The sequence below is a fragment of the Micromonospora sp. NPDC049275 genome (assembly GCF_043197115.1).
Lineage (GTDB): Bacteria > Actinomycetota > Actinomycetes > Mycobacteriales > Micromonosporaceae > Micromonospora.
In genome coordinates this window covers 255955-281988 of sequence record NZ_JBICSN010000004.1, presented here as the reverse complement: position 1 = coordinate 281988, position 26034 = coordinate 255955, and the positions used below count along the sequence as shown (strand labels likewise).

At 74.3% G+C, this 26034-nt stretch carries 20 protein-coding genes, 5 tRNA genes and 1 pseudogene; 14 read left to right on the top strand and 12 right to left on the bottom strand.

The annotated features are described in order from the left end of the window. Positions 1 to 16: 16 nt before the first annotated feature. From ACGFIE_RS16075 to ACGFIE_RS16060, 4 genes are all read right to left on the bottom strand, one after another. Positions 17 to 1027: an NAD-dependent epimerase/dehydratase family protein gene (locus ACGFIE_RS16075; protein WP_393295061.1), complete on the bottom strand. Its 1011-nt coding sequence runs from the start codon at positions 1025 to 1027 to the stop codon at positions 17 to 19. 150 nt (positions 1028 to 1177) lie between these two features. Continuing rightward, positions 1178 to 1828: a TOPRIM nucleotidyl transferase/hydrolase domain-containing protein gene (locus tag ACGFIE_RS16070; protein WP_393295058.1), complete on the bottom strand. Its 651-nt coding sequence runs from the start codon at positions 1826 to 1828 to the stop codon at positions 1178 to 1180. A gap of 112 nt (positions 1829 to 1940) precedes the next feature. After that, a tRNA-Val gene (locus ACGFIE_RS16065) sits at positions 1941 to 2015 on the bottom strand. 48 nt (positions 2016 to 2063) lie between these two features. Continuing rightward, a tRNA-Gly gene (locus tag ACGFIE_RS16060) sits at positions 2064 to 2136 on the bottom strand. 41 nt (positions 2137 to 2177) lie between these two features. Here ACGFIE_RS16060 and ACGFIE_RS16055 point away from each other — a divergent pair. Beyond that, a pseudogene (locus ACGFIE_RS16055) lies at positions 2178 to 2411 on the top strand (DUF6458 family protein); the annotation flags it as partial. Positions 2412 to 2418: 7 nt separating this feature from the next. Here the strand turns inward: ACGFIE_RS16055 and ACGFIE_RS16050 are convergent. After that, positions 2419 to 3504 carry an isocitrate lyase/phosphoenolpyruvate mutase family protein gene (locus ACGFIE_RS16050; protein WP_393295055.1) on the bottom strand — a complete coding sequence of 362 codons (1086 nt, stop codon included), beginning with the start codon at positions 3502 to 3504 and terminating at the stop codon, positions 2419 to 2421. Positions 3505 to 3574: 70 nt separating this feature from the next. Between ACGFIE_RS16050 and ACGFIE_RS16045 the strand changes: the two genes are divergently transcribed. The 5 genes from ACGFIE_RS16045 (at position 3575) to ACGFIE_RS16025 (ending at position 12307) form a co-directional block, all read left to right on the top strand. Next, complete coding sequence (locus tag ACGFIE_RS16045) at positions 3575 to 4555, top strand: helix-turn-helix domain-containing protein (protein ID WP_393295052.1); 981 nt, start codon at positions 3575 to 3577, stop codon at positions 4553 to 4555. A gap of 178 nt (positions 4556 to 4733) precedes the next feature. Then, the gene (locus ACGFIE_RS16040) at positions 4734 to 5666 is read left to right on the top strand and encodes an ABC transporter ATP-binding protein (protein ID WP_393295049.1); all 933 of its coding nucleotides are present in this window, start codon (positions 4734 to 4736) and stop codon (positions 5664 to 5666) included. Next, complete coding sequence (locus ACGFIE_RS16035; RefSeq protein ID WP_393295047.1) at positions 5663 to 6385, top strand: ABC transporter ATP-binding protein; 723 nt, start codon at positions 5663 to 5665, stop codon at positions 6383 to 6385. The genes ACGFIE_RS16040 and ACGFIE_RS16035 overlap by 4 nt, the downstream gene beginning before the upstream one ends. Positions 6386 to 6392: 7 nt before the next feature. Beyond that, positions 6393 to 9557 (top strand): FtsX-like permease family protein, encoded by a 3165-nt coding sequence (locus tag ACGFIE_RS16030; protein WP_393295045.1) that lies wholly within the window; start codon positions 6393 to 6395, stop codon positions 9555 to 9557. Further along, the gene (locus tag ACGFIE_RS16025; RefSeq protein WP_393295043.1) at positions 9554 to 12307 is read left to right on the top strand and encodes an FtsX-like permease family protein; all 2754 of its coding nucleotides are present in this window, start codon (positions 9554 to 9556) and stop codon (positions 12305 to 12307) included. The genes ACGFIE_RS16030 and ACGFIE_RS16025 overlap by 4 nt, the downstream gene beginning before the upstream one ends. Before the next feature lie 81 nt (positions 12308 to 12388). Here the strand turns inward: ACGFIE_RS16025 and ACGFIE_RS16020 are convergent. The 3 genes from ACGFIE_RS16020 to ACGFIE_RS16010 form a co-directional block, all read right to left on the bottom strand. Then, a tRNA-Val gene (locus tag ACGFIE_RS16020) sits at positions 12389 to 12463 on the bottom strand. A gap of 13 nt (positions 12464 to 12476) precedes the next feature. Then, positions 12477 to 12547 (bottom strand) — tRNA-Cys (locus ACGFIE_RS16015). A gap of 34 nt (positions 12548 to 12581) precedes the next feature. Next, positions 12582 to 12654 (bottom strand) — tRNA-Gly (locus tag ACGFIE_RS16010). 409 nt (positions 12655 to 13063) lie between these two features. Between ACGFIE_RS16010 and ACGFIE_RS16005 the strand changes: the two genes are divergently transcribed. From ACGFIE_RS16005 to ACGFIE_RS15995, 3 genes are all read left to right on the top strand, one after another. Beyond that, a complete protein-coding gene (locus ACGFIE_RS16005) occupies positions 13064 to 13666 on the top strand; it encodes a TetR/AcrR family transcriptional regulator (RefSeq protein ID WP_363682436.1) in 603 nt (200 codons plus the stop codon). 107 nt (positions 13667 to 13773) lie between these two features. Then, positions 13774 to 14355 carry a TIGR03086 family metal-binding protein gene (locus ACGFIE_RS16000; RefSeq protein ID WP_393295041.1) on the top strand — a complete coding sequence of 194 codons (582 nt, stop codon included), beginning with the start codon at positions 13774 to 13776 and terminating at the stop codon, positions 14353 to 14355. A 414-nt stretch (positions 14356 to 14769) separates the two neighbouring features. Beyond that, entirely contained in the window at positions 14770 to 17703 is a 2934-nt protein-coding gene (locus ACGFIE_RS15995) for a M36 family metallopeptidase (RefSeq protein ID WP_393295039.1), read from the top strand. Between the two features lie 88 nt (positions 17704 to 17791). Here ACGFIE_RS15995 and ACGFIE_RS15990 read toward each other — a convergent pair whose 3' ends face one another. Continuing rightward, a complete protein-coding gene (locus tag ACGFIE_RS15990) occupies positions 17792 to 18646 on the bottom strand; it encodes a hypothetical protein (protein WP_393295037.1) in 855 nt (284 codons plus the stop codon). 179 nt (positions 18647 to 18825) lie between these two features. Between ACGFIE_RS15990 and ACGFIE_RS15985 the strand changes: the two genes are divergently transcribed. Together ACGFIE_RS15985 and ACGFIE_RS15980 are read left to right on the top strand one after the other, a co-directional pair. Next, positions 18826 to 19494 carry a class I SAM-dependent methyltransferase gene (locus ACGFIE_RS15985; protein ID WP_393295035.1) on the top strand — a complete coding sequence of 223 codons (669 nt, stop codon included), beginning with the start codon at positions 18826 to 18828 and terminating at the stop codon, positions 19492 to 19494. A gap of 9 nt (positions 19495 to 19503) precedes the next feature. Further along, on the top strand, positions 19504 to 20685 hold the full coding sequence (locus ACGFIE_RS15980; protein ID WP_393295033.1) for a cytochrome P450: 1182 nt from the start codon (positions 19504 to 19506) through the stop codon (positions 20683 to 20685). On the opposite strand, the gene ACGFIE_RS15975 is transcribed toward ACGFIE_RS15980, so the two are convergent. Then, complete coding sequence (locus tag ACGFIE_RS15975; protein WP_393295031.1) at positions 20659 to 20952, bottom strand: hypothetical protein; 294 nt, start codon at positions 20950 to 20952, stop codon at positions 20659 to 20661. The genes ACGFIE_RS15980 and ACGFIE_RS15975 overlap by 27 nt on opposite strands. A 110-nt stretch (positions 20953 to 21062) precedes the next feature. Between ACGFIE_RS15975 and ACGFIE_RS15970 the strand changes: the two genes are divergently transcribed. The 3 genes from ACGFIE_RS15970 (at position 21063) to ACGFIE_RS15960 (ending at position 23739) form a co-directional block, all read left to right on the top strand. After that, entirely contained in the window at positions 21063 to 21905 is an 843-nt protein-coding gene (locus tag ACGFIE_RS15970; RefSeq protein WP_393295029.1) for a polysaccharide deacetylase family protein, read from the top strand. Positions 21906 to 21988: 83 nt separating this feature from the next. Beyond that, the gene (locus ACGFIE_RS15965) at positions 21989 to 22921 is read left to right on the top strand and encodes an ATP-binding cassette domain-containing protein (protein WP_393295027.1); all 933 of its coding nucleotides are present in this window, start codon (positions 21989 to 21991) and stop codon (positions 22919 to 22921) included. After that, complete coding sequence (locus ACGFIE_RS15960; protein ID WP_393295025.1) at positions 22918 to 23739, top strand: ABC transporter permease; 822 nt, start codon at positions 22918 to 22920, stop codon at positions 23737 to 23739. The genes ACGFIE_RS15965 and ACGFIE_RS15960 overlap by 4 nt, the downstream gene beginning before the upstream one ends. Before the next feature lie 31 nt (positions 23740 to 23770). On the opposite strand, the gene ACGFIE_RS15955 is transcribed toward ACGFIE_RS15960, so the two are convergent. Both ACGFIE_RS15955 and ACGFIE_RS15950 read right to left on the bottom strand, forming a co-directional pair. Next, positions 23771 to 24448 carry a response regulator gene (locus tag ACGFIE_RS15955; RefSeq protein ID WP_393295023.1) on the bottom strand — a complete coding sequence of 226 codons (678 nt, stop codon included), beginning with the start codon at positions 24446 to 24448 and terminating at the stop codon, positions 23771 to 23773. Then, positions 24445 to 26031 (bottom strand): sensor histidine kinase, encoded by a 1587-nt coding sequence (locus ACGFIE_RS15950; RefSeq protein ID WP_393295021.1) that lies wholly within the window; start codon positions 26029 to 26031, stop codon positions 24445 to 24447. Before ACGFIE_RS15950 ends, ACGFIE_RS15955 begins: the two co-directional genes overlap by 4 nt. Positions 26032 to 26034: the final 3 nt, after the last annotated feature.

Below are 26034 nucleotides of genomic sequence, written 5' to 3'. Positions count from 1 at the left end.
CGACGGACGCCGCCGCTCAGCCGGCCGCCGACTCCGCGGCGGCGAGCAGCGCGGCCTCCCGGGCCGGGTCCAGGCCGACCGAACCGCGGCCGGGTCTGCCGGCGCGCGGCGGGACGGCGCCGACCTCCCGCAGCCACCGCCACGTTTCCGCCACCGTCTCGGCCACCGGCCGACAGGTCAACCCCGCCGCGTGGGCCCGGCTGGTGTCCCGCTCCAGCAACCAGCGGTACGGATGCCCGAGCGGCAACCAGATCGGCAGGTCGTTCCACGGCTCCACACCGGCGGCGAGGATCGGCTCGGGGTCGGTCCACCGCAGCCGGGCGTCGGAGCCGGTGACCGCCACGCACTCGTCGAGCAGCTCACCCATCGTGGAGTGCCCGGGACGGCTTATCGCGTTGAACGTGCCGCCCTGCCCCCGCTCGCCCTGGTCCAGCATCCAGCTGGCCAGGTCGCGCACGTCGATGCACTGGATCGGCAACTCCGCCGGCCCGGGGGCGAGCACGTCGCCGCCCCGCGCGATCCGGTTCAGCCACCAGGGCAGCCGGCCGATGTCCTCCCCCGGACCGAGGATCAGCCCGGCCCGGGCGATCAGCGCGCGGTTCCCGAAGACCTCCCGCACCGCCCGCTCCGCCCCGGCCTTGAGGTGCTGGTAGTCGCCGTCGACAGCGTCCGGGTCGCCGTCGGCCACCGGTGCTGTCTCGTCCGAGCCGGGCACCACCGGGTCGGCGTAGACCGAACCGCTCGACACGTACACGAAGTGCCCGACCGCGTCGACGAGCGCGCGGGCCGCGTCGCGGGCGGCGCGCGGCGCGCCGTCCCAGGTGTCCACCACCACGTCCCACTCGCCGCCGGCAAGCGCGGCGAGGCCGTCGGGCGCGGTCCGATCACCCCGCAACCGGTGTACGCCGGGCGGGACCAACCCGTGCAGCCCCCGGTTGAACACCGTCACCGACCAGCCCCGGCGTACTCCCTCGGTGACCGTCGCGCCGCCCACGAAACCCGTACCGCCCAACACCAGCAGTCTCATGTGCTCCACCCTGCCGGATCGGGGCGGCGGGCGGTGCTCCTGTTCACCGCGAGCGGATCTGCCCTCGGCAGAACCCGGGCCGACGCCCGCGCGCGGCCGGGATGGGCTCGGTCCGGTCGGGGTCGGGTCGACCATCCGGGTTCGGGCCGGTCAGCCGGCGAGCAGCCGGTCCAGCGGGCGGGGCACGGCGCCCGGATCGAGAGCGCGCACCAGCGCCCCCGCGTACCGGGCCTTGCGGCCACTCATCGTGCCCAGGAAGCGACGCAGTTGCCGCTCGATCGACCGTCCACGCTGGGCGGGCTGGTTCTGGAAGACCCGCAACCGGACCTGGTCGCCCTGCTCCGCGATGACCCGTTCGACGCCGTCGCTGCCGAGCGCGCGGATCAGTTCGTCCTCCAGGTCGGTCACGCACACGTGGAAGCCGAGCACCTCCATCGCCGACCGGGTCAGGCCGACGCCGAACCCCGCCTGCTCCAGGCCCCGTCGGAAGAAGCCCTCCTCGGCCTCGTCGCACAGCCCTCGGACGCTCACGGCGAGGCCGTGCGCCCCGAAGAGCCGCAGGTACCGACCGACGCTCATCGCGCCTCCGAGCGGCACCACGCACACACCCTCGGCGGCCAGGTCGCGACGCCGTCGCTCCGCCAGCGCCTCCACCGCGCGCTGGTCGCTGACGCCCTCGACGAGCACGACGGCGCGCAGGCCGGCGACCAGTTCCCGGGCCACGCCGGCAGCGGTCGCCGCATCGGGACCGCCGGCCGCCCAGAGGCGTACGGCGGCTCGGAAGCGGTCCGGCTCTCGCACGGGACCGAGTCTCCCAACGAGCGACCCCGCCCCGCCACCGGAATTGGCGGGCGTCAGATCGGTGTCAGACGCACGACGGCTCGCCACCGATGTCGATGACGAGCCGTTTTCCTGGTGGGCGATACTGGGTTTGAACCAGTGACCTCTTCCGTGTCAAGGAAGCGCGCTCCCACTGCGCCAATCGCCCGTGGTTTCCGCCCGACCCGGGCACTCAGGCCCGTCGAGGCGGATCGCGAGCGGACGACGGGATTCGAACCCGCGACCCTCACCTTGGCAAGGTGATGCGCTACCAGCTGCGCTACGTCCGCACGTCCCCGACGAACGTCGGCGACGCGGCAAACTCTACCCGATGCCAAGATCGGCGGGCGCGCGACCCTGGGCTGCGGCGATTGCGCAGGTCGCCACCGGGGTACTGAGAGACCTCGACAGCGCACCACACCCCCCTAAGGAGGCTGTCGTGGGTATCGGCACCAGCATCTTCCTGATCGCGCTCGGCGCGATCCTCACCTTCGCCCTGGACGCTGACGTCGGCGGCATCAACCTCGACGTGGTCGGCTGGATCCTGATGGCGGCCGGCGTGCTCGGCCTGATCATGACCACGCTGATCTGGGGTCGCCGCCGCCAGGCGGTCCCCGTCGCCACCGAGCAGCCGGTGGAGTACCGCCAGGTCGAGGAGCCGGTGGAGTACCGCCGGGTCGAGGAGCGGCGGGACATCGCCCCGCCGCTGTGACGCGAGCATGGGCCACCGCTGACGGAGCAGGCGAGCCCGGGCCGGCCACCTCGACAGAGGCGGCCGGCCCGGAGTCTTCCCTGGCCCCGTGCATCACGGGAGGCGCCGGCTCCGAGCCCGACCTGGCCCGCCCGTTCAGCGCATGAGGGCGTTGAGCGTGCCGTAGTCGAGGGCGTCGGCCAGCGCGCCGTACGTGCCCGTGCCGAGGGCCTCGTCCGCCGCCCGGCGGGCGACCGCGTACGCGGCTTGCGCGATCGACGAGGCTCACCCGCGCCACCCCCAGTCGGGCCAGCTCCCCCACCGCCGGCGCACCCGGCCCGGCGAGGACGTTCAGCGGCGCCGGCACCGCCTGCACCAGCGCGCGAATGGTCACCGGGTCGACCACCCCGGGCACGAAGATGCCGTCCGCGCCGGCGGCGAGATAGGCGGTGGCCCGGGCCAGCGTCTCGTCGACGCCCCCGGCGCCGCTGAGGAAGGTGTCGATCCGGGCGTTGACGAAGAGCGGCAGACCCGCCGCGTCGGCCGCGCCCCGCGCCGCACCGATGCGGGCGCACTGGTCGGGCACGTCGCGCAACGGCGGGCCGTCCGTACGTTGGGCGTCCTCGATGTTCACGCCGACGGCGCCGGCGTCGAGCACGGCTCGGGTGGTCACGCCGACCTCCGCAGGTGTCTCCCCGTATCCGGACTCGATGTCCGCGGTGACCGGCAGCGCCGCCGCGGCGGTTATCCGGCGGACCAGGTCCACGGCCGCGTCGCGGCCGAGAAGGTCACCGTCGGGCGCACCGAGACTCCAGGCGACGCCGGCGCTGGTGGTGGCCACCGCGCGGACGCCGGCGGCCGCCACGACGCGGGCGCTCGCGGCGTCCCAGGCGTTGACCAGGACCAGGGGCGACCCGGGGGTGTGCAGGGATCGGAAGAGTTCGGCTCGGGTGTGGTGTTCGCTCACGCGGCAAGTCTCGGCCGGACCTGCGGCCGCCGGTAATGTTTTAGCGTCAGCTGAAACCACCGGGGGTGCCGTGGTCGCCATCAGCATGTCGGCGGGCGCCGTCGCCCGCATCCGGTTCGCCGTCTCCTGCCTGTGGGAGGTCGTCGCGAGCGTCCGGGTGCTGCGCGACCCCGGGGACCACGCCGTCCACCTGCCCTGGGTCCGCCGGGTACGACAACCGCTGGCCGAGGCGGCAGTGATCGAGGCGGACGACGCGTTGCTCTGGCAGCTGGTGCCGGCTCCGCCGGGCTACCTGGCCGACTTCCTCACCCCGCCGCCCGTCGGTCTCATCCCGGACCTGGCCGCCGAACTGGCCGCCCTGCGCGCCACCCCGGCCGACACCGTCCGGGCACACCTGGACCTGTACCCGGGCGAGCGCACGCCGGCGCTCTCCGCCCTGTACGCCGACCCGCCGGCCGGGCTGCGCCGGCTGAGTGCGGAGATCGAGACGTACTGGCGGATCGCCCTGGCCCCGCACTGGCCACGGCTGCGGCTGCTGCTCGACGCCGACGTCACCGCACGCGCGCGCCTGCTCGCCGAGGACGGCGCGGCGGTGCTCCTCAACGACCTGCACCAGCAGGTCCGGTGGGAGGGCGACACCCTGCTCGTCGCGCAGCGGCACTGCCTGGCCCCGGACGTCGCGGACGGGCCGGGCCTGGTGCTGGTCCCGTCGGTATTCGTCTGGCCGTCGGTGCTGAGCGTCTCCACCGGGGACGCGCCGCAGCTCGCCTACCCCGCCCGTGGGCTGGGCACCCTCTGGGAGCGGCCGAACGGCGTCCCGGACGCGCTGGCCGCCGTCCTCGGGCGCGGACGGGCCCGGCTGCTCGCCGAACTGACCGGGCCGGTGAGCACCACCGAGTTGGCCCGGCGCAGCGGGATGTCACCCGGCGGCGTCTCCCAGCATCTCACCGCGTTGCGCGCGGCCGGTCTGGTGGTGACCCACCGTCGGGGCCGGACGCTGCTCAGCGCCCGCACCGACCTCGCGGAGGCTTTGCTCTCGGCGACCGCGTAGACGTCGACCGGGCGACCCCGGTACGCGGACGGCGCCGTCCCCTGCACCGCCAGACCCTCGCCCAGGATGCAGGAAAGCCGCACAGGGGCATGGTCGACGAAGCCGCCGATACGCGAAGCTGCTTCAATCTGCGTCAGCACGGCAATCGAGGCCCCTGACGCGTGCGGACGGAGAGGGAATGTCCCATACACCGCTGTCCCTGCCGCAACCCGCCGCACGGGCGCCCGAGTTCGGCCGGGACGCGCTCATCGTCTGCGAGAACCTGGTGCGGATCTACCAGACCGGTTCGATCGAGGTGCAGGCGTTGCAGGGCCTGGACCTGGCCGTGGAGAGCGGTGAGCTGGTCGCCATCGTCGGCGCCTCCGGGTCGGGCAAGTCGACGCTGCTCTCCATCCTGGCCGGCATCGACTCCCCCACCGCCGGGCGGGTCCGGGTCGACAGGTGGAATCTGCTGGCCATGTCCCGCGCGGACCGGGTGGACTACCGGCGGCGCACCGTCGGGTTCGTACGACAGCAGACGGCAAGCAACCTGATCCCCTACCTGACCGCACGGGAAATGGTGGACCTGCCCATGACGGCGGCCCGTACGGCGAAGGAGGAGCGCCGGGAGCGCGCGGCCGAGCTGCTGGACAGCCTCGGTGTCGCCGACTGCGCCGATCGGCGTCCCGGGCAACTCTCCGGCGGGCAGCAGATGCGGGTCGCGATCGCGGTGGCACTGGCCAACCAGCCGCGGATCCTCCTCGCCGACGAGCCGACCGGCGAGCTGGACGCCGCCACGTCCGCGGAGGTCTTCGGCGTGCTGCGGGACGTCAACCGGCGCTACGGCGTCACAGTTGTCGTGGTGACCCACGACCCGGAGGTCAGCGGCCAGGTCGAACGGACCGTCGCGATCCGGGACGGGCGCACCAGCAGCGAGGTGCTGCGCCGCACCACCACCGACGCGGAGGGCGACACGCACACGATCGCCGAGGAGTACGCCGTGATGGACAGGGCTGGGCGAGTCCAGGTGCCCCGAGACTTCCGTCAGGCGCTGGCCCTGACCCGACGGGTCCGGCTGGCCCTGGAAACCGACCACATCACGATCCACCCCCACTCGGGAAGCGGCGAATGAGCGGCGAGCCGCTGCTTCGCGTACGCGGTGTGCACAGGCGCTTCCGCACCGGGCCGACAGTCGTCCATGCCCTGCGCGGCGTGTCGTTCGACGTGGCCGCCGGTTCCATGGTGGCGCTCGTCGGCCGGTCCGGCTCGGGCAAGACCACCCTGCTCAACGTTCTCGGCGGCCTGGACCGCCCGGACGCCGGCACCGTGCACGTCGACGACACCGACGTCACCGCGCTCGACGAGGACGGCCTGTCCCGGCTGCGGCGCGAGAAGGTGTCGTACGTCTTCCAGAGCTTCGGGTTGATCCCGGTGCTGTCGGCCGCCGAGAACGTGGCCGCCCCGCTGCGGCTGGCCCGCGTCGCCCCGGCCGAGCGCGAGCGGCGGGTCGAGTTGCTGCTGGAGCTGATCGGCCTGGCCGACCACGCCCGGCAGCGGCCGACCGAGCTGTCCGGCGGCCAGCAGCAGCGGGTGGCGATCGCCCGCGCACTGGCCGCCTCGCCCCAGCTTCTGCTCGCCGACGAGCCGACCGGGCAACTGGACGCCGAGACCGGCCTGTCGGTGATGGCCCTGCTGCGCGGGATAGTGGAATCCGAAGGCGTCACAGTCGTGGTGTCGACGCACGACGCGGTGATGATGGCCCTGGCCGACCGGGTGATCCGCATCCACGACGGGCACCTCGACGAGCAGGCTGCCGGGCAGCCGCGCGAGCCCCTGTCGGACGCCCGGTGACGCGACGATGCTGAGGCTGGTCAGCCGGCGCACCCGAGCGCAGTGGCCGTTGCTGGCAGCTCTCCTCGGGGTCGTCACGATCGGCGCGACCCTGCTGGGCACCTGCACCCTGCTGAGCACCCGCACCACCGAGCGGGCGCTGGAGGTCGCCATGGCCCGGGCCGCCCCCGCCGCCGTCGACGTGACCGTCTACACCGGAACCGTCGAGGGTGGGGACGCGGCATCCGTCGCCGCCGACACCCGCACCGTCGTGGCCTCCGCACTCGCACCGTTCCCGGTGACGACAAGCGCGCGGGCGTCCACGGTGCTGCGGGCGCTGCCGCCCGCGCTCGCCCCGGGCACCACCGTTGCGCCCCAGGCGTACCTGTCCGGGCTGGACGACCTGCCGACCCGCGCCGAGCTGGTCACCGGCCGCTGGCCACAGCACCGTGGCGACGCGGTGCTGCTGGAGTCCACCGCCCACCTGCTCGGTCTCACCCCCGGCCGCCGGGTGCGCCTCGGCAGCGAACTGGCCCACGCGCCCGTCCCGGCCGTCGACGTGACAGTCGTCGGTGTGGTGCGGCCGCTGCCGGGACGCGGCTGGGACCGCGACCCCCTGGCCGGGGCCGGCTCCGCCATCGGCTACCGGGACGGCCGCTTCCTGCAACCGGTAAACGCCTACGGCCCGTTCCTCGTCGACCTCGCCGACCTGGTCGCCACCGATTCCACAGTCGACCGGATGGAGATCACCGCTCATCCGGACCTGTCCGACCCCCACCGCCGCGACCTGGAGACCGTCGCCGGGGCGGTCGACGGTGCCGACCGCCGGCTGGCCGGCACCCTCGGCGACCGCGTCCAGCTCGCACGTGTCGCCTCCGACCTGCCGGCGACCCTGCGATCCGCCGACGACCAACGGCACGTCACCGCCGCCGTCGTGCTCGCCATCGCCGCCCTCGGCAGTGTCCTGACCGCGACGGCGCTCGTCCTCGCCGGACGGCTGACCGCGGGCATCCGCGCCGACGAGACCGCCCTGCGGTCAGCCCTGGGCACCAGCCGTCGCCAGCTCGCCGCGACCGCCACCCTTGAGGCCGGGCTCGTCACCGCCGTCGCCGCCACGCTCGCGATACCGGCCTCGTCGGCCCTGCACGCCGGTCTGACCCACCTGCCACCGCTGGACGCCGCCGGCCTGACCGTCGCGCCGGCCATCACCGGTGTCCAGGTCCTCGCGGTCACCGGCGGCGCGCTGGCGCTCGCCGCTGTCCTCGCCGTCCTGGCGATCCGGGCCGTCCCGGCACCAGGCGACCGACGCACCCGCCGCGAACTACTGGCCCGCTCCGGTGCCGACCTGATGCTCGCGGTGTTCGCCGCCGCCGGCTGGTGGCAGCTGTACGCGCAGCCCACCGCCGCCAGCCCGCGCGCCGACGCGGTCCGGGTGCTCGCCCCGGCGCTGCTGCTCACCGCGGGTGCCGCCCTGGCGCTCCGGGTCGTACTGCCCGCCCTGCGCGGCGCCGACCGGCTGGCGTACCGCGCCCGCGGGCTGGCGCTTCCGCTGGCGGTCGCCGAGAGCGCCCGCCGGCCCCAGGCGGTCGCCGCCGGGCTGCTCGTCGGGCTGGCCTGCGCGGCCGGAACCTTCGGCCTCGCCTTCGACGACACGTGGCACCAGTCGCAGCGCGACCAGGCCGCGCTCTCCGTCGGCACGGATCTGGCACTCACCCTCGGCACGGCGCCGGTGGCCGGCGAGGGCGCGAACGTCAGCGCCGCCACCGCGGGGGCGGTGAGTCCAGCCCTCAACCGTGGCACCACAGTCGGTCAGTGGCTCGGCACCGCCGGCGAACCGCCGCGCCTCGTCGCCGTCGACACCACCCGCGCCGACGCGCTGCTACGGGGGCGGTTGGACGGCGACCGCGGATGGTCGGCCGTGGGCGCGACGCTGGCGCCACGTACCCCGGTCACCGGCCTCGCCATTCCTGCCGACGCCCCACTCGTCCTGAGCGGGACCGCCGCCGGCGACACCCCGCTCGCCGTGACACCCCGGCTGCTGCTGCAGGACGCCACCGGCCTCCGCACGACCTGCACCGGTCCCGCCGTGCCGCTCGACGGCCAGAAGGTCCGCCTGCCGGCCTGCGCGACTGCTGACGGGCAGCGCCTCGTGGCGGTCGCCCTGCCGGTCACCTCCGACTCGGTCGGCGCACCCGTCGCCGTAGCCGTCACACTCACCGTGCCGCCCACGCGGTCGACCGAGAGGCCCCCCGACGGATCGGATTGGACCGCTACGTCCGCGCCCCCGGTCCCGACCAAGGTGAGCGACCTGACCGTCGGACTGTCCGCCACGCCCGCGGGAACCGCGCTGCGGATGGCCGCGACAGTCGACCTCGGCGGTGCCGAGGACGCCGCCCGGACCATGGTCGCCACAGCGTTCCCGGACCCCGGCCCGGTGCCCGTCGCCGTCTCCGCCCGCTTCGCCAGCGAGGTCGGCGCCCACCGCGGCAGCCAGCTCAGCGTCACGGTCGGCATCACGCCCGTCCCGATCGTCGTCACCGAGGTCGTGCCGACCGTGCCGTCCGCCCCCGGCGCCGTCGCCGTCCTGGCCGACCTGGACACGCTGTCCCGCGCACGCGCCGTCATCGGTGACCTGACCTTCCCGGTAGACGCCTGGTGGGTCGGTCACCCCGCCGGGGGCGCCGCCGAGCGGGCCACCGCCCTGCACCTGGGCAGCGTCGCGGCCCGCGAGGCGGAGACCGCCCGCCTCACCGGCGGCCCACTGCGCGCAGGGCTGCCGGCCGCGCTCCGGCTCATCGTCCCGGCCGCGGCCCTGCTGCTGCTCGCCGGTGTCGTCCTGCACGTCACCTGCGATCTGCAGCTCCGCGCCGTCGAGGTGGCGCGGCTCCGCGGCCTGGGGATGTCCCGGCGCGGCATCCGGGCCGTCCTGCTCGGCCAGCACGCCGGCGTTCTGCTGCCCCTCCTGGCGACGGGCGCGGCCGTCGGCGCCCTCGCCACCCGCATCGTCGCTCCCCTGCTCGTGCGCTCCGACAGCGGCGCCGCGCCCGTCCCGGCCGCCCAACCGCACTGGCCGTGGCCGGCCGAGGCCGCACTGCTCGCCGTACTGCTGGTCGGATGCCTGCTGGCGGTCACCGTCGTGGTCACCGTGCAGGTCCGCCGGGCCGACGCCGCGCACCTGCGGGTGGCGCCGTGAAACAGTGGCTGATCCGCCGATGGCCGGCGCCGCACTGGCCCAGCGTCCGCGGCCGGGCCCGAACCGACGCCGGACCGCTGCTGCTCACCGCAGCCGTCATCGCGGCCGTGGCGCTGCTCGCCGGAGCCGCGCCGGCGCTGCTCCGCGCCGCCGCCGACAACGCCGTCCAGGACACGGTCCGCCGCGCCGGCCAGGACTCGAACGTCCTCGTGCACGCCGAGTGGGAACGCGACGACGGCCCGACCGGCGGACGGGTCCGCGCACCCCGCCTCGCCGACGACGTCGACACCTTCCGTTCCCGGGCGTCCCACGCGCTCGGACCCGACCTGGACGCCACGCTCCTCCCACCCGTCGCCGTCGTCGACGGCCCGATCCTGCACATCACCGACGGCAACGCGCCGCGTACCTTCCAGTTCACCTACCTCGCCGATGACCTCGGTGGCCCGGCCGTGACCTGGGTCGCCGGCAGCGCACCCGGCGCCACTCGCCCGGACGAGTACGTCGAGACGCCCTACGGCGGACCGCCCTGGCCGGTGCAGGTCGGCCTCTCCGAGGCGGACGCCGCCGCACTCCACCTCGGACCCGGCGATCGGATCCCGTTGAGCGACGGCCGGGGACGCGACAAGGACGTCCGGGTCAGCGGGATCTACCGACCCGGGGACAGCGCCGACCCCGCCTGGCGGCTCGCCCCGTCGCTCCTGAGCCCCCTGCCCGGCGTCGACGGCGTGGGGACCACCCGATACGGCGGCCTGCTGTCGCGTGAGTCGTTACCGGACGCCCGACTCGCCGTCGACCAGGACCAACTGCGGCGCACCGTCCACTTCACCCCGGAACCCGACGCGCTGACCTGGGACACCACCGCAGCGCTCGCCAGCCAGGTGGTCAAGCTCAAGGCGGCCTCCGGATCCTCGGGCGAGCGCAACGAGTCCCTGAAGTGGGAATCGCAGCTCGACACGGCGCTGCGCGACGCCCGTAGCCGGATCAGCGCGGTCCTCACACAGGCCGCCGTCCTGCTCGCCGGGGTGCTGACCGCCACGGTGCTGGTCCTGCTGCTCGCCGCCGACCTGCTGGTCCGCCGCCGTGCTCCGGCTCTGATCGCCGCCCGGCAGCGTGGGGCGGCGCTACCTGACGTCGGTGCGGAACTGCTCATCGAGTCCGCAGTGGTGTCCCTTTCGGCCGCAGCTCTCGGGCTCGCGCTCGCTGGCGCGGCCGCTCCGGGCGTCTCCTGGACCTGGGCCGTTCCCGTGCTCCTGGCCGGTGCCGTCGCCGGGCCGGCGTTCGGCACCCTCGCCGCCGCCCGCGCCAGTCGCGACCGGCGTCAACCCGCCAACCCGGCCGCTCGACGCTGGATCCGGGTCACCGGCCAGCTGCGCCGCGCGGCCGTGGAGACCGCCGTCCTGATCGCCGCGGTCGCCGCCTTCGGCGCACTGCACCAGCGCGGGCTCCTGCCCGTCGCCTCCGACGGCGAGACCGGTGAGCTGGCCGGCGACCTGATCCTGCCGATCAGCGCCCTCGCTCTGGGCACGCTCGTCGGTGCGCTCGTCCTGCTCCGGCTGCTGCCCCTCGGTGCGCGGTTCGCGCTCCGACAGGCCCTGCGCTCGCGTCGCCCGCTGGCCGTGTTCGGCGCCGCCCGGGCGGCCACCACGGCCGGGCGCACGCTGCCGCTGCTGATACTGGTGAGCAGCACGGCGCTCGCGTCGTTCGCGCTCGTCCTCGGCGCCACCGTCACCCGAGGGATGGCCGACGGCGCGTGGAGCACCGTCGGCGCCGACGCCCGCCTCGACGTCAGCGCCGACGCCGCCACCGCCACGCCCGCACTCGCCGAGCGCATCGCTGCCGCTCCCGGGGTGGGGCAGGTCGTCGTCGCCCGGGTGACCGACTCGGCGCGCGTCTTCAGCGAATCGACACCGCTCGCCCCACGCCTGGTCATCGTGGACGCCGGCGCGTTCCAGCGCCTGCTGGCCACCACCCCGCTGCCCGACGCGCCGGCGCTGGCCCGGCTCACGGCACCCGGTCCCGGGGACGTCCCGGCGCTGGTCCGATCGAGCGACGGCGAGCTGCGAACAGGTACGCGTTTGCAGCTGCTCCGGGACGACGGCCCGGCGATCCATCTCGCCGCGGTCGGTACCGCTCCCTCCGTCGGCGGTGCCGGCGACGTCGTCATCGTGGACGCCGCGGCCCTCGCCGACGCCGGGCTGCCCGCCGTTCCGAACACCGTCTGGGTGACCGGCCCCGGCGCGGCGCGGGCCGTGTCGAACAGCGACGTAGCTGCCGACGTCGTGCTGCGCGCGGACGTCCTGCGGGCGCAGCGGATGGCGCCGCTGACCAAGGGGCTGCTGCGGCTCGCGTGGACGGCCGCCGCGGTGCTGCTGGCTCTGGGGCTGCTCGGCCTCGCGCTCGCCGCCGCCGCGGGTGCGTCGGAGCGGTGGCAGACCCTGACCCGGTTGCGGACGCTGGGTCTGCGGCCACGCGACGCCCGCTGGGTCGCCGCCGGAGAGCTGCTGCCGCCGGCCGTGGTCGCCGCGGTGTGCGGCCCGCTCCTCGGGGCCCTCCTCGCGCGCCTGCTGCTCGGCCCACTCGCTCTGCGGCTGCTCACCGGCCAAGCCACCGACCCGGGCCCGGTCCTGCCGTGGTGGCTGCTCGGCCTGCTGAGCGTGGCGCTGCTGGCGGCGGCAGCCACTGTCGTACCTGTCGAGTCGGCGCTGCGGCGACGCGACCGGCTGAGCGAGGTGCTGCGCGCCGGCGAGTAGACGGCCGGTGGGCTACGACCGAATGGACGAAGGCCCGTTACCGAATCTTCGGTAACGGGCCTTTCAACCTTCTTGTCCAGCTGGTGGGCGATACTGGGTTTGAACCAGTGACCTCTTCCGTGTCAAGGAAGCGCGCTCCCACTGCGCCAATCGCCCGTGCTCAAAACCGAGGTGGGGACGGGATTTGAACCCGCGTACACGGCTTTGCAGGCCGTTGCCTCGCCTCTCGGCCACCCCACCGAGGTTGCCCCCGTCATGCGTGGCGGCAGCTCCGAGCGGACGACGGGATTCGAACCCGCGACCCTCACCTTGGCAAGGTGATGCGCTACCAGCTGCGCTACGTCCGCACGCCCCCGGCGTTCCCGGGTGACGGATGAGAACTTTAGCCGAGCCGGTGAACGACTGCCAACTCGGGGTCCGTTTCGGCGCGCCCCTCCCGCTCGGACGGGGCGGCCGTGCCGGGTGCGGGGGACGTCCGGCCCACCCACGGCAGGCTTCCTAGGTAGCTGGACTGGCTTCTCAATTGACGTCCGACCGTCACTCCGGCATCAACCGACGGTCGATGCCACCACGGGACAAAAGGCCCCGTTGACCGGCGGCGACGCACCTCGTCGACGGGCGGCGGACCTCGACGAACGCCGCCCGGGAACCGGCCCACGGCACCTGTGGAAACTGTCCGGATTCCGACTCTTGCCCCACCAATCGGACGGTAGCGGTAACTGTTCGTGTTCGGGTGGATGGGCTACGGTAACGGTCGTGACGAGACGTGCGGCCGAGATCCGCCTGGATGCCCTGCTGCGCACCGCCTGTGACGTGATCGTGGAGCGCGGTCTGGCCAACACCCGGACGGCGGACGTGGCACAGGCCGCCGGCGTGAGCCAGGCACTGGTTTTCTATCACTTCGCCACCAAGGAGCGGTTGCTCGCGCAGGCGTTCGCGTACGCCGTCGAGCAGGATCTGGCCCGCCTCGACGCGGTCACCCGCTCCTCCGCCCCGCCGTTGACGAAGCTCCGCCGCATTCTCAAGCTCTACACCCCGGCCGGCCGGGCGACCTCCTGGTCGATGTGGATCGACGGCTGGTCCGAGTCACTGCGCACCCCCGAGCTGGAGAAGGTGTCCCGCCGGCTCGACCTGCGCTGGCGGCAGGACCTCGCCGCGGTGATCTCCGCCGGGGTCGCCGACGGCACCTTCCAGTGCGCCGACCCGGAGGGGGCAGCCTGGCGGATCAGCGCCGTGATGGACGGCCTCGCCGTACAGCTCGCCGTGCACGACCGGGTGATCTCCCGCCGGCAGCTCGGGGAGTGGGTGCGCCTGGTCACCTCCCGGGAGCTGGGCCTGGCCCCGACCGACCTGGACTGAGCGGGGCCGGCGGGCGACACCGATCCCCGCGGCAGGCAGCACGACTCGGGGCTCCCGGGCCGGGCAAAACGGCTCGGGCCACCGCCCCGAGGAGAACAATCGACGGCATGGATCTGCTGGAGGCGTACCGCCGGAGCCTGGCCGAGTTCGTCGACCGGGTGGACCAGATCGGGCCCGGCCAGTGGGCCGAGGAGACACCGTGCCCGGACTGGGACGTCCGCACCCTCGTCAACCACGTGGTCGGCGAGGACCGGTGGAGCGTCCCGCTGCTCGCCGGCCGCACCATCGAGGAGGTCGGCGACCGCCTCGACGGTGACGTGCTCGGCGCCGACCCGGTCACGACGGCGCGGGAGGCGACAGCGCAGGCCGAGATCGCCGTCACCCATCCCGGCACGATCGACCGCACCGTGCACCTGTCGGCCGGCGCGACCCCGGCTGCCGAGTACGTCCAGCAGCTCCTCGCCGAACACCTGGTGCACGGCTGGGATCTGGCGGTGGCCATCGGCGCCGACCCGCGACTGGACCCGGACGCGGTGCACGTGTGCGCCCAGTGGTTCGCCGGCCGGGTCGACGACTACCGCCGCGACAAGCTGGTCGGCGACGGCACACAGGTGCCCGCCGACGCCGACGAGCAGGACCGCCTGCTGGCCGCCTTCGGCCGCGACCCCGACTGGGCCCCGGGCGACTGAGCGGTAACCATCGCGGCCCCGCGACGGCCAGGCCCACGTCACCGCCGTAGTGCGCGAGCACCCGGCGGTCCACCACCCGCCGCCACAGCGGCGGGACCAGCGCCACGACCACCATCGTCGCGTACCCGCCCAGAAATTCTCCCCCGGCCGTGAGCTGGCCGCGTCCTCCGACGTGGCGACGCGTACGTGGTGGCCGCGGTGGTGCTCGACGTGGAAGTGCCCGTAGGCGGCCGGCACGAGGGCCACCTTGGACAGTCACCGGCTTTGCGAAGTCGACTTATCTCGATTGAGTGGCGCATCAGTGACCTTGGGCCTTGCCGCCACCCCGGCCGACTGATATTCACAGATGCACATGCGTCACCGCGCTGTGTCGGCCGGCAGCCGCCGGCCCTTCCGCTCCCACGAGGAGGTTCCGTGCCACAACCGGAGTGGTCACCCCCGATGAGCCGGCGTCGACGCCGGCTCATCGCCGTCCTGGCGACGACCGCGACCATCGCCGCGCTGCTACCCACAGGCGCGAGCAGCGCGGCCCCCGCCGGCGGCGCGCCGTCCACCCCACGCTCGTCCGGACCGTTCGCCGAGGGCAACCACGAACCCGCCGACCTCGACAACCGCTCCGGTACGGCGGCACCCGACGCCCGCCAGCGCGGCCTGGCCCGCGCCGCCGATCCCGACGTGCGGTGGAACCGGTTCGGCACCCCGCAGGCGCTCGGCCCCGGTCGTACCCCGCTCGCCACCGGACTGCCAGGCGACCCGGAGGCCGCCGCCCGCGCCTACCTGAGGACCAACCGTGACCTGTACGGCATGGACGCCGCGACGGTCGCCGACCTGGACCGGGTGCTGGTCCGACCGATCGGCAGCGGCGCCGTGGTGACCCTGCGGCAGCGCTTCGGCGACCTGCCGGCCGGGCCCGACGGCCTGGTCACAGTCGCGGTCTCCGGCGGCTCGGTGCTCGCCGTCAACTCCTCGCTGGCCCGCGACACCAGCGCGCCCGCCCCGGCCACCCGCACCGCCGAGCAGGCGTACGCCGACGCCCTCGCCGACGCCGGGCTGACCGCGACGGCCGTGGCCAGCCACACCGTGCGCGCGGTGGCCGTGCCCACCCCGCTGGACGGGCCCCGGGCCGCCTACGAGGTGACCATGATCGGCGCGGACACCGACCACCCGGCCGCGTTCACCAGCTACGTCGACGGCAGCACCGGAAAGGTGCTGGTCCGCGAGGACCTCGTCGACTTCGACTCGGACAACCCGAGCTGGGCGGTCTTCCCGGCCACCCCGCCCCGCGACCTCGCCGCCGGGCAGGACCCCCGGGTGCGCTGGTGCGGCGACCCGGCCCCCGGCTGCCAGGCCGCCCAGCGGGACCCGGCCACCGGCCAGCCGTGGGACGTCGACGCGGCCACCGGCACCCCGACCTTCACCTCGCGCGGCAACTCGGCCAACACCGTGCTCTCCTGGGGCAACAACACCCCTGTCGTCCCGGCCACCCCCAGCCCGGAACGCCGCTACGAGTACCCGTTCACCGACCAGTGGCACCAGGCGAAGTGCAACCCGGAGGTGTTCACGTCCGCGCAGCGCAACGACGCGGACGCGGCGATCGCCAACCTCTTCGTCATGCACAACCGCATGCACGACTGGGCGTACCGGTTGGGCTTCACCGAGTCGGCGTGGAACCTCCAGGCGGTCAACCTGACCCCGTCCGGGCTGGGCGGCGACGCCGAGCAGGGCCGCGCCCAGCAGGGCGCGTTGACCGGCAACCGCAACAACGCCAACCAGGGCACCGGGCGCGACGGCCAGCCGCCGACGACAAACATGTACCTGTGGCAGCCCCAGGCCGGCGGCCCGTACCCGCCGTGCGTGGACGGCGACTACGACATGACGGTGATCGGCCACGAGTACACGCACGCCATCACCAACCGCATGATCGCCGGCCCGGACAGCGGGATCGGCGGCCACCAGGGCGGGGCGATGGGTGAGTCGTGGGGCGACCTGCTCGCCGGCGAGTACCTGTACCAGAACGGGCTACGCGCCCCCGGCGAGACGCCCTTCGTCACCGGCGGCTACGTCACCGGCAACCTGGTCAGCGGCATCCGCAACTACGACCTGAGCCGCAGCCCGCTGAACTACTCCGACATCGGTTACAACACCGGCGGCCCGGCCGTGCACGCCGACGGGGAGATCTGGGGCGCGACCAACTACCGGGTCCGCTCGGCGCTGGTCAAGCGGTACGGCCTCGGCACGCCGCAGCGGCAACTGGAGTGTGCACAGGGCACTGTCGCCGCCGACAGGTGCCCGGGCAACAGGCGCTGGTCGCAACTGGTGTTCGACTCGTTCCTGCTCCAGGCGGCCAGCCAGGTCAGCATGCTCGACATGCGCGACAACATGCTCACCGCCGACCTGCTGCGCTTCGGGGGTGCGAACCAGGACCTGATCTGGGCCGAGTTCGCCCGCTCCGGGATGGGCCGCGACGCCGCCACCAACGGCGCCGCGGACACCGACCCGACGCCGAGCTTCGCCTCACCCCGCGGCGGCAACGCGACGCTCACCCTGCGCCCCCGTGGGGACAGCGTCGACGCGCCGATCCGGGTGTACGTCGGGGCGTACGAGGCGCGGGCCACCCCCATCGCGGACACCGACCCGGCGACGCCGATCCCGGACACGGTGGAGCTGGTGGCCGGCACGTACGACCTGCTGGCCGTCGCGCCCGGCTTCGGGCACCAGCGGCTCAGCGTGGTCGCCGAGGCCGGCCGGACCGGATACGTGGACCTGCGGATGAGTCGCAACCTCGCGTCCACGGCCTCCGGAGCCACGATCACCGGCGACGGGGTCAACCTGGACCGGCTCGCCGACGACACCGAGGCGACGAACTGGGCCTCCCTGGACGGGGTGGCCGGCCGGCAGCTCACCGTGGACCTGCCCGGCGACGGTCCGCAGACGGTCAAGCGGGTGAACGTCAGCGCGATGCTGCGTCCCGCGATCACCGGGGACGCCGACACCGGCAGTCAGAACGCGCTCACCGCGCTGCGCTCGTTCGCGGTGTCCGCGTGCGACGCGACGACCACCGACTGCGCGGACCCGGCGCGCTGGCAGCGGATCTACACAAGCGCGGGCGACGCGTTCCCCGGCGGGGCGTACCGGGCGTACAGCCGCGACATCAACCTGCGGACGTTCGCGGTGCCCGCCACCCTGGCCACCCACCTGCGCCTGGAGGTGCTGGCCAGCCAGTGCACCGGCGGCCCGCAGTACGCCGGTGAGCAGGACGACGATCCGGCCACGACCACGGACTGCGCGACCGCCAGCCCGGCCCGTGCCCAGGTCAGGATCGCCGAGTTCCAGGCGTTCACGAAGTGACACCGTCGGGGCCGGCGGATCTCCGCCGGCCCCGGCACCTGCGGGCGCAGCGGCGGCGGTCGCCGGGCCGGTCGCGCGTGACCCGGGGTCAACGGCGGGCCGGCCGCCAGGGGTGGGCCGGCGCCGGGCGCTCCCAGAGCCGGTCCACCGGCGGGTCGCCCTCCGCTGCCGTCGCGGCCCGGGTGAGGTGACGCAGCCGCAGCAGCAACCCCAACCCGAGCGAGAGCAGCAGTCCGCCGAGCAGGAACGCCGCGTGCACCACGCCGAATCCGCCGGTCTGGGAGACCGGACGGCCGGCGCCGGCCGGGGGTTGCGCCACGTCGACGGGCCCGTCGGCGATCGGCTCCTCGGCCGGGCTGCTCTCCTCGGCCGGCTCGCTCGGGAGGTCGGTGGGCTCCGGTGGCGTCGGGGTCGGCTCGGCCGATGCGCTGGGCCTGCCGCCCGCCCCCACCACCGAACGGGTGGCCGTCTGGCGGGCCAACAAGCGCAGGTTGACGTCGTACGCCTCGGCGGCGAGGGTGACCCGTCCCTGGGTGACGTCCTCGTCGAAGGCCACCCGGTAGCGGGCGGTGACCGTGCGGCCCGGGCAGAGCGTGCCCGGGTCGAGTTGCCTGTCGGTCAGCCGGGCCACGTCGCCCTCGGTCCGGATCTCCAGCGGGAAGTCGCCGGTCTCCTCCACCCGGTCCATCTTCACCTGGTCGAGCCGGATGCCCTGCACGCGGAGCACCATCGACCAGCGCACCTTCGCGCAGCGGCCACGCCGGTCCGTCTGCGAGACCACCGCGGAGATCGTGCGGACCTGGTCCCCGGCGGTGAACCGGGCCGGCAGGCCGCTCATCTCGGTCGCGAAGGCCGCCTGCGCCGGAGCGGCAAACGCCAGCTCCACCCCGCTCAGGCAGGCCAGCACCACTCCGATCCGTAGCGCACTTCGCCACACCGTCACCACAGCCGCCCTCCGTCCGGTCGCCCCCACCCCGCAACGCTAGGAGCGCGGTGTCGAGGGGGCCAGACGGGTGTGTTCGCACCGGGCGGCAAGGAGAGGACGCGTTATCACCGACAGTGGTGAACCGGTCACCGGGCCCCGCGACACGCCCGGCGGTCGGCGCTGGGACAATCGCCAGCGTGTCCGAGCTCTCCAGCACGTTCGTCCGGCTGCACGCCCGGCTGGCCCCGGTGGCGTTCGTTCCCGAGGTGCGCCTGCACCAGGCGGACGAACCGATCGGGCTCTGGGAGCTGACCGAGGGCGAGTTCTCCAGTGACCGGCCGCCGCCGTTCTGGGCCTTCGCGTGGGCCGGCGGGCAGGCCCTCGCCCGGTACGTCACCGACCACCCGGAGCTGGTCGCCGGCCGCCGGGTGCTCGACCTCGCCTCCGGCTCCGGCCTGGTGGCCATCGCCGCCGCCCGGGCCGGAGCGGCGTCCGTGCGGGCCGTCGAGGTGGATGAGCTGGCGGTCGCGGCGGTCGCGCTCAACGCCGAGGCCAACGGGGTACGCGTCGACGCCGAGTTCGGCGACATCCTCGACGGCGACGCGGGCGACGCCGAGGTGGTGCTCGCCGGGGACGTGTTCTACAGCGAGGCGATGGCTCGCCGGGTGCTGCGCTTCCTGCTGCGGGCCGCCCGGGCCGGGGCGCCGGCGCTCGTCGGTGACCCCGGCCGGGCGTTCCTGCCCCGGGACCGCTTCGACGAGCTGGCCGCGTACGACGTGCCGGTGCCGGAGGCCCTGGAGAGCGTCCGGGTGAAGCGCACCACCGTCTGGCAGTTGCGCGCCGGCCTGCCGAGGGCTGCCGGCTAGCGTGTCGACGTGCTGTTCTCCGGCTGGGCGTCCGAGGTCGAGGCACCCTGGCCGGACGTCGCCGAGGTGACCGACCACGTCGGCGTACGTCACCTCGTCGTCACCCGGCACGCGCTGGTCCGCCAGGTCCTCGCCGACCCGGGCCGCTACCGGCCGGACAACGCCCTGGACGCGGTGACCCCGATGCCGGTGACCGCGCTGCGGGTGCTCGCCGGGCACCGGTTCCGGCTGCCGCCGACCCTCGCGAACAACTCCACCGCCAGCCATCCGGGAATCCGGGCGATCGTCGCCGACGCGCTGCACCCCGCCCGGGTCGCCGCGCAGCGGCCCTGGCTGACCGCCCTGGTCCGGGAGCGGGTGGCCCTGCTGCGCGCCGCGCTCGACGCCGGTGCGCCTGTCGACCTGTACGCGGACCTCGCCGCCGACCTGCCCCTGCTGGTGCTGGCCCGGCTGGTCGAGCTGCCGGACGCGCCGGTCGGCGCGGTCAAGGAGTTCGCCCGGGCGGCGCTGGAGTTGTTCTGGGCGCCCCTGGACGAGGATCGGCAGGTGACGCTCGCCACCGAGGTGGGCCGTTTCCACGGCGTCCTGCGCGAGTTCGCGGTCACCGGCGGTGGCCTGGCCGCCGAGCTGCGCGCGGGCGGCCACCCACCGGACGTGGTGGTCGGCGCGCTCTTCTTCCTGCTGGTCGCCGGCCAGGAGACCACCTCGCAGTTCCTCACCCTGCTGCTGCACCGGCTGGCCGGCGAACCGGCGGTACGCGCCGGCCTGCGCACCGGCGACGTCGCGGTCGCCGACGTCGTCGAGGAGGGCCTGCGGCTCGAACCGCCCATCGTGACGTGGCGGCGCGTCGCAACGGTGGACGGCACGCTGGGTGGGACCGCCGTGCCGGCGGGCACCAGCATCGTGCTGTGGCTGGCCCGCGCCGGCCGGGACCCGGCGATCGTCGAGTCGCCCGACGAGTTCCGCCCGGGGCAGCGCGGGTCGCGCCGGCACCTGGCGTTCGGGGCGGGCGCGCACCGCTGCGTCGGGGACGTCCTGGCCCGGATGGAGGCGGCCGTGGTGGTGGCCGAGGCGACGCCGCTGCTCGACGACGTGACAGTGGTCCGACCGCCGTGGTGCCCGGACAACCTCACCTTCCGGATGCCGGACGCCTTCGTGGTGCGGTCAGTCGAGCGGCCCGCTGACCAGTAGCACGATGCCCCCGATCAGGGCTCCGGCACCGAGGAGGAGCGCGGCGCCGCCGACGAGGAACCGCCCGAGGGTGAAGCCGCTGTCCCTCCGCAACTCGGCCGGACTCCGATCCGGAATTCCCCACAGGCGGTTCCACGGGTTCTTCGACAACCGGCGGGTTTCCGCGTCGACAAAGCCGAACAGGTCGAGGGTCATCGTCAGCCCGATGAACCCCAGCAGCAGGCCGAAGCCGACTGTGGCGAGTATCTGCAAGATCCACCGCGTCATCGGCTGCCCCCGCTGGTCGAATCGACTCCGATTCGAGGCTACGCAGCCCGGGCAAGGAAGCACGGGAACGGGCACGCGGCACCTGACCGTGACTCGGTATGTTTCCGGGCGTGTCCGTCAACCCTGCTCGTCAGATCCTCGCCGCCGCAACGCTTCTGGCCCTGCTGGCGCTGAGTGGCTGCACAGCCGGCCCCGTGTTCCACGCCCGGCAGATCACCGCGGCACCGCCGAGCCCCGCGGTTCCGACAAACACGCCGTCGGCCTCGCCGACGGCGACGGCCAGGCCCGCCCACGGAAGCCTGGACTGGTACGTGTCCCAGGTGCCGACCTTTCCCGAGGCGCCGCCGCCGCAGCCGGTGCCAATGACCGCGACCGGAGCGATCCCGTTCTGGCACCGCCTGCCGACCGACCAGAAGGTCGCCTTCATCACCATCGACGACGGAGGGCTGGCCCGCCCACCCGCGGTGCCCGACTTCATCCGGGAAGCGCACATCCCGGTCACGATGTTCCTGAACTCACCGGCGGCCGAGGAGCACGACGACTACTTCCGGCAGATCCAGGCGGCCGGCGGGGTCGTCGAGAACCACACGATCCGGCACACCTCGCTGGCTGGCCGGTCGTACGACTACCAGAAGCGGGAGATCTGCGGCGCCGCGGACAGGCTGGAGACGCTGTTCGGCAAGCGGGCGACCCTGTTCCGCCCCCCGTTCGGCGAGTACGACAGCACCACGCTGACCGCCGCTCGGGACTGTGGCGCGAAGGCGGTCCTGCACTGGTCCGAGACCGTCCACGAGGGCAAGGTGCGCTACCAGACCCCGAGGAAGGTGGTCCAACCCGGCGACGTGCTGCTCATGCACTTCCGACCGGCGCTGATGGACGACCTGCTCGCGGCGCTGAAGGCGATTCACCGGGCGGGGCTCACCCCGGCGCTGCTGGAGGACTACATCCGCTGACGCGGGTGGCCTGACGAAAGTCAGGGTCGGGTGCTGCCCTTCGGGCGCGGCGCACCGACATGACAGACGCCTAGCGTCAGCGCATGATCACATTACGTGGGTTGACGAAACGGTTCGGGGCGACAGTCGCGGTCGACGCGCTGACCGTCGACATCGCACCCGGCCGGGTCACCGGTTTCCTCGGCCCCAACGGCGCCGGCAAGTCCACGACCATGCGGATGGTCCTCGGCCTGGACCGGCCCACCGCCGGAACGGCGCTCGTCGACGGCCGGTCGTACCGGGAGTTGCGGCGACCGCTGCACGAGGTGGGCGCCCTGCTCGACGCCCGGGCCATCCACCCCACCCGGTCCGGGCGCGCGCACCTGCTGGCCATGGCCCGCAGCAACGGCATCCCCTCCCGACGGGTCGACGAGGTGCTCGACACCGTCGGACTGGACGCGCGTGCCGCCGCCAAACCGGGCCGTACCCTCTCCCTCGGCATGGGCCAGCGGCTCGGCATCGCCGGAGCGCTGCTCGGCGATCCGCCGGTGCTGATGTTCGACGAGCCGGTGAACGGCCTCGACCCGGACGGGGTGCGCTGGGTGCGGCACCTGTTGCGCTCCCTGGCCGGGCAGGGCCGCACGGTCTTCGTCTCCAGCCACCTGATGAGCGAGATGCAGCTCACCGCCGACCAGCTCGTGGTGATCGGCCGGGGACGACTGCTCGCCGATGCCCCGGTCGGCGACGTCATCGCGGGCAGTGGGCACGCCGTACGGGTCCGCAGCCCGCACCCCGAGGGGCTGGCCACCCTCGCCGCACGCCTCGCCGCGCACGGCGCCACGGTCGAACCGGCCGGTCCGGACGAGCTGACAGTCACCGGGACCACGGTCGACCGGATCGGTGACCTGGCGTACGAGCTGGGGGTGCGGTTGCACGAGCTGAGCCCGCACGGCGCGTCGCTGGAGCAGGCGTTCATGGAGCTGACCGCCGACAGCGTCGAGTACGCCGGCGGCCCGACCGGAGGTGGCGCACGATGAGCACGCAGACCGTGGTGGACAGCCGTCCCACCGCCACGCCGGCGGTCAGCGCTCCGGCCGCCTTCCGCGCCGCGGTGGCCGCCGAGTGGACCAAGCTGGTCTCGGTACGCAGCACCTGGTGGACGATGCTGGCCGGGGTGCTCGTGATGGCCGCGAGCGCCGGACAGCTCGCCATCTACGCGGCCAACGCCAACACCAACGACGACCCGGCCGACGACCCGGGCATCGTCGCCGCCGGAAGCGTGCTGATCGACGCCGTCGACCTGACCCAGTACGCCGTGCTGGCGCTGGGCCTGCTCGCGATCACCACTGAGTTCACCAGCGGCACCATCCGGACCACCCTGCAGTGCACCCCGGCACGCGGCCGGGTGCTCCTGGCCAAGGCCGTGGTGGCCGGCGCCGTCACCTTCGTCCTCGGACTGCTGCTCGGCGGTGTCGGCGTCCTGGTCGCCAGGCCGGTGCTCGGCGAGTGGGGCAGCGCGCCGATCGCCGGCACGATCGGCGACATCGTGGCGGTGGCGACCTACCTGGCCCTGGTCAGCGTCCTCGCGCTCGGCCTGGGTGCGGCACTGCGCAGCGCGGTGCTCACGATCGTCGTGCTCTTCGCCACCCTGATGATCGTGCCGCTGTCCCTGCAGGAACCGGATATCGCCGTCCTGAACCGGATCGCGGACGCGTTCCCCGGCGTGGCCGGTGGGCACTTCATGGCCGGCGACACCGACCCGTACCCGGGCACGGTGGGGTTGCTGGTGCTCGCCGGTTGGGCGGGCGCCGCCCTGCTGCTCGGTCGGGCCGCCCTGCGCCGCCGCGACGCCTGAGGCAGCGAGCGGGGGCCCTCGCGGCCCCCGCTCACTGCTCGACCAGCCCCGCCTCGTACGCGAGGATCGCCGCCTGCACCCGGTTCCGCACGTCGAGCCGGGTGAAGATGCTTGTCAGGTAGCTCTTCACGGTGCCCTCCACCAGGTGCAACCGGCGGGCGATCTCCGCGTTGGACAGCCCCGCCCCGACCAGGGCCAGCACCTCGCGTTCCCGCTCGGTCAGCCCGGCCGTCCGGTCCCGCGCGGCAGGTCGGCGCGCCAGCCGCCCGGCCCCCAACTCGATCACCCGGCGGGCCACCCGCGGCGACAGGTACGCCCCGCCGTCGGCTACCGCGTGCACCCCGGCGATCAGCTCGCGCGGGTCGCCGGACTTGAGCAGGAACCCGCTCGCGCCGTGCCCGAGCGCCCGGGCCACGTGGTCGTCCTCGCCGAAGGTGGTCAACATGAGCGTCGCGGTGGCCGGCGCGACCCGGTGGATCTCGGCGGCCGCGGCCAGTCCGTCCAACCGGGGCATCCGGATGTCCAGCAACGCCACCCGGGGTCGGTGCGCGCGCACCAGCTCCACCGCGGCCCGCCCGTCGCCCGCCTCGGCGACCACCTCGATGCCCGGATCGGCGGCGAGGATGGCCCGGACGCCGGCCCGGATCATCGCCTCGTCGTCGGCGAGGACCACCCGGACCGGCGTCGGCACGGCCGTGTCGGTGTTCATGGCTCGATCCGCTCCTTGCTGGCCAGGCGGCCGTCGGTGAAGCAGAGCCGCCACGTCGGCTCGGCGAGGGGGAAGTTGCCGTCGGTGTAGTACTCGCATCCCGGCGACGACACGCCGAGCGGCGGCGTGAGCTGCCGGCGGGGCAACCCCCGCAGGTCGGCGCGCTCGGTCCCGGGCCGCATCCGGTCGTACGCCGACTCGTCCAGCACCGTCCCGGCCGTGGCGAACGAGTAGTAGAGCAGCGACAGGACGAGCCCGAAACCGGCCGGGGCGGCGAGGGCCGTCAGCAGGCTGCGCCGAGCCCGCCGACGCGCCTCACGCAGCCGGCGCTCGGCGTCCGCCGGCCGTTCCGGGCCACCGCCGACCAGGGCGTCACCAGTGCCGTCGGGCACGGCCCCCACCGGAACGGGCAGCCCCGACCACCCCGCGCCGGAGTGCGCCTCGGCGGGCAGCGGCAGCCGGGCGCGCACCGCGAAGCCACCATCGGGTGACGGGCCGGCATCCAGTACGCCACCGGCCAGCCGGACCCGCTCGGCGAGGGCCAGCAGGCCACTCCCCGAGGAGGCCGGTCGGGGCAGCGGACCGGCCGGCGCCGACGCGTTGCGCACCCGCACCTCCACCCCGTCCACGTCGCGGGCGAGGGTGACGGTCACCGGCGCGCCCGGGGCGTACCGGGCCGCGTTGGTGAGCGCCTCCCGCACCACCTGATGGGCGGCGGACCCGGTCATCCCGGGCAACTCCACGGTGTCGGGCGGGGCGTCCAGCCGTACCGCCATCCCTGCCTCGCGGGCCCCGGCCACCAGGTCGACGACCGTCTCCCCCACCGGACGGACGCCGGCCGGACCGCCCTCCTCCCGCAGCACCCCGATGATGCCGTGCAGGCGTTCGGTGGCCGCCGCGACGCTGGCCCGCAGCTCACCCACCGCCGTCCGGTGCTCCGGGGCGAGGGTGTCGGCCAACTCCAACGCGGCGGCTCGCACCGCGATCAGGCTCAGATCGTGACCGAGCGAGTCGTGCATCTCCTCGGCGATGCGGGCCCGCTCCCGCAGCCGTACCCGCTCCGCAGCGCCCCGCCGCTCGCGCGTCAGCGCCTCGACGTGCCGGCGGCCGGCGTCGGCCAGCGCCTGCTGCTGCCGCCGGTACCGGCCCACCAGCCAGGGGAACACCCCGGCGAACAGCAGAACCGAAGCGAGCAGGAACCAGGTCGCCGCCCCGGTGCCGAGCAACCCCAGGTTCAGCACCGTGCCACCGAGGGCGATCACGCCGAACAGCACGGCCGCCGGCGCGGGACCCGCACTGCGCCGCCCGCTCAGATAGCTGAACACCGGGATCGCGAAGACGAAGTTGCCGTCCACCAGCGAACCGAGCACCACCAGCAGCAACCCCACCAGCGGCCAGCGCCGCGCCGACGCCACCGCGACCGCCAGCAGCGCCAGCGAACCCAGCAACAGCGCCACGTCGAAACGCGGGTACGGCGGACTCAGCCGGGCAGCCGCGATCGGGGCGGACACCACCGCCCAGAGCAGCACGTCCAGCAACGGACGCCGCCACCGTCCGGGCAGCGACCGGTCCAGGATCCTCACGGC

Excerpts from the sequence above, each read along its gene's own strand:
- ACGFIE_RS15955 (WP_393295023.1), bottom strand. The coding sequence starts at position 24,448 with ATGAACACCGACACGGCCGTGCCGACGCCGGTCCGGGTGGTCCTCGCC.
- ACGFIE_RS15960 (WP_393295025.1), top strand. The coding sequence starts at position 22,918 with ATGAGCACGCAGACCGTGGTGGACAGCCGTCCCACCGCCACGCCGGCG.
- ACGFIE_RS16000 (WP_393295041.1), top strand. The coding sequence starts at position 13,774 with ATGGATCTGCTGGAGGCGTACCGCCGGAGCCTGGCCGAGTTCGTCGAC.
- ACGFIE_RS16030 (WP_393295045.1), top strand. The coding sequence starts at position 6,393 with ATGCTGAGGCTGGTCAGCCGGCGCACCCGAGCGCAGTGGCCGTTGCTG.
- ACGFIE_RS16035 (WP_393295047.1), top strand. The coding sequence starts at position 5,663 with ATGAGCGGCGAGCCGCTGCTTCGCGTACGCGGTGTGCACAGGCGCTTC.
- ACGFIE_RS16075 (WP_393295061.1), bottom strand. The coding sequence starts at position 1,027 with ATGAGACTGCTGGTGTTGGGCGGTACGGGTTTCGTGGGCGGCGCGACG.
- ACGFIE_RS16040 (WP_393295049.1), top strand. The coding sequence starts at position 4,734 with ATGTCCCATACACCGCTGTCCCTGCCGCAACCCGCCGCACGGGCGCCC.
- ACGFIE_RS15965 (WP_393295027.1), top strand. The coding sequence starts at position 21,989 with ATGATCACATTACGTGGGTTGACGAAACGGTTCGGGGCGACAGTCGCG.
- ACGFIE_RS15975 (WP_393295031.1), bottom strand. The coding sequence starts at position 20,952 with ATGACGCGGTGGATCTTGCAGATACTCGCCACAGTCGGCTTCGGCCTG.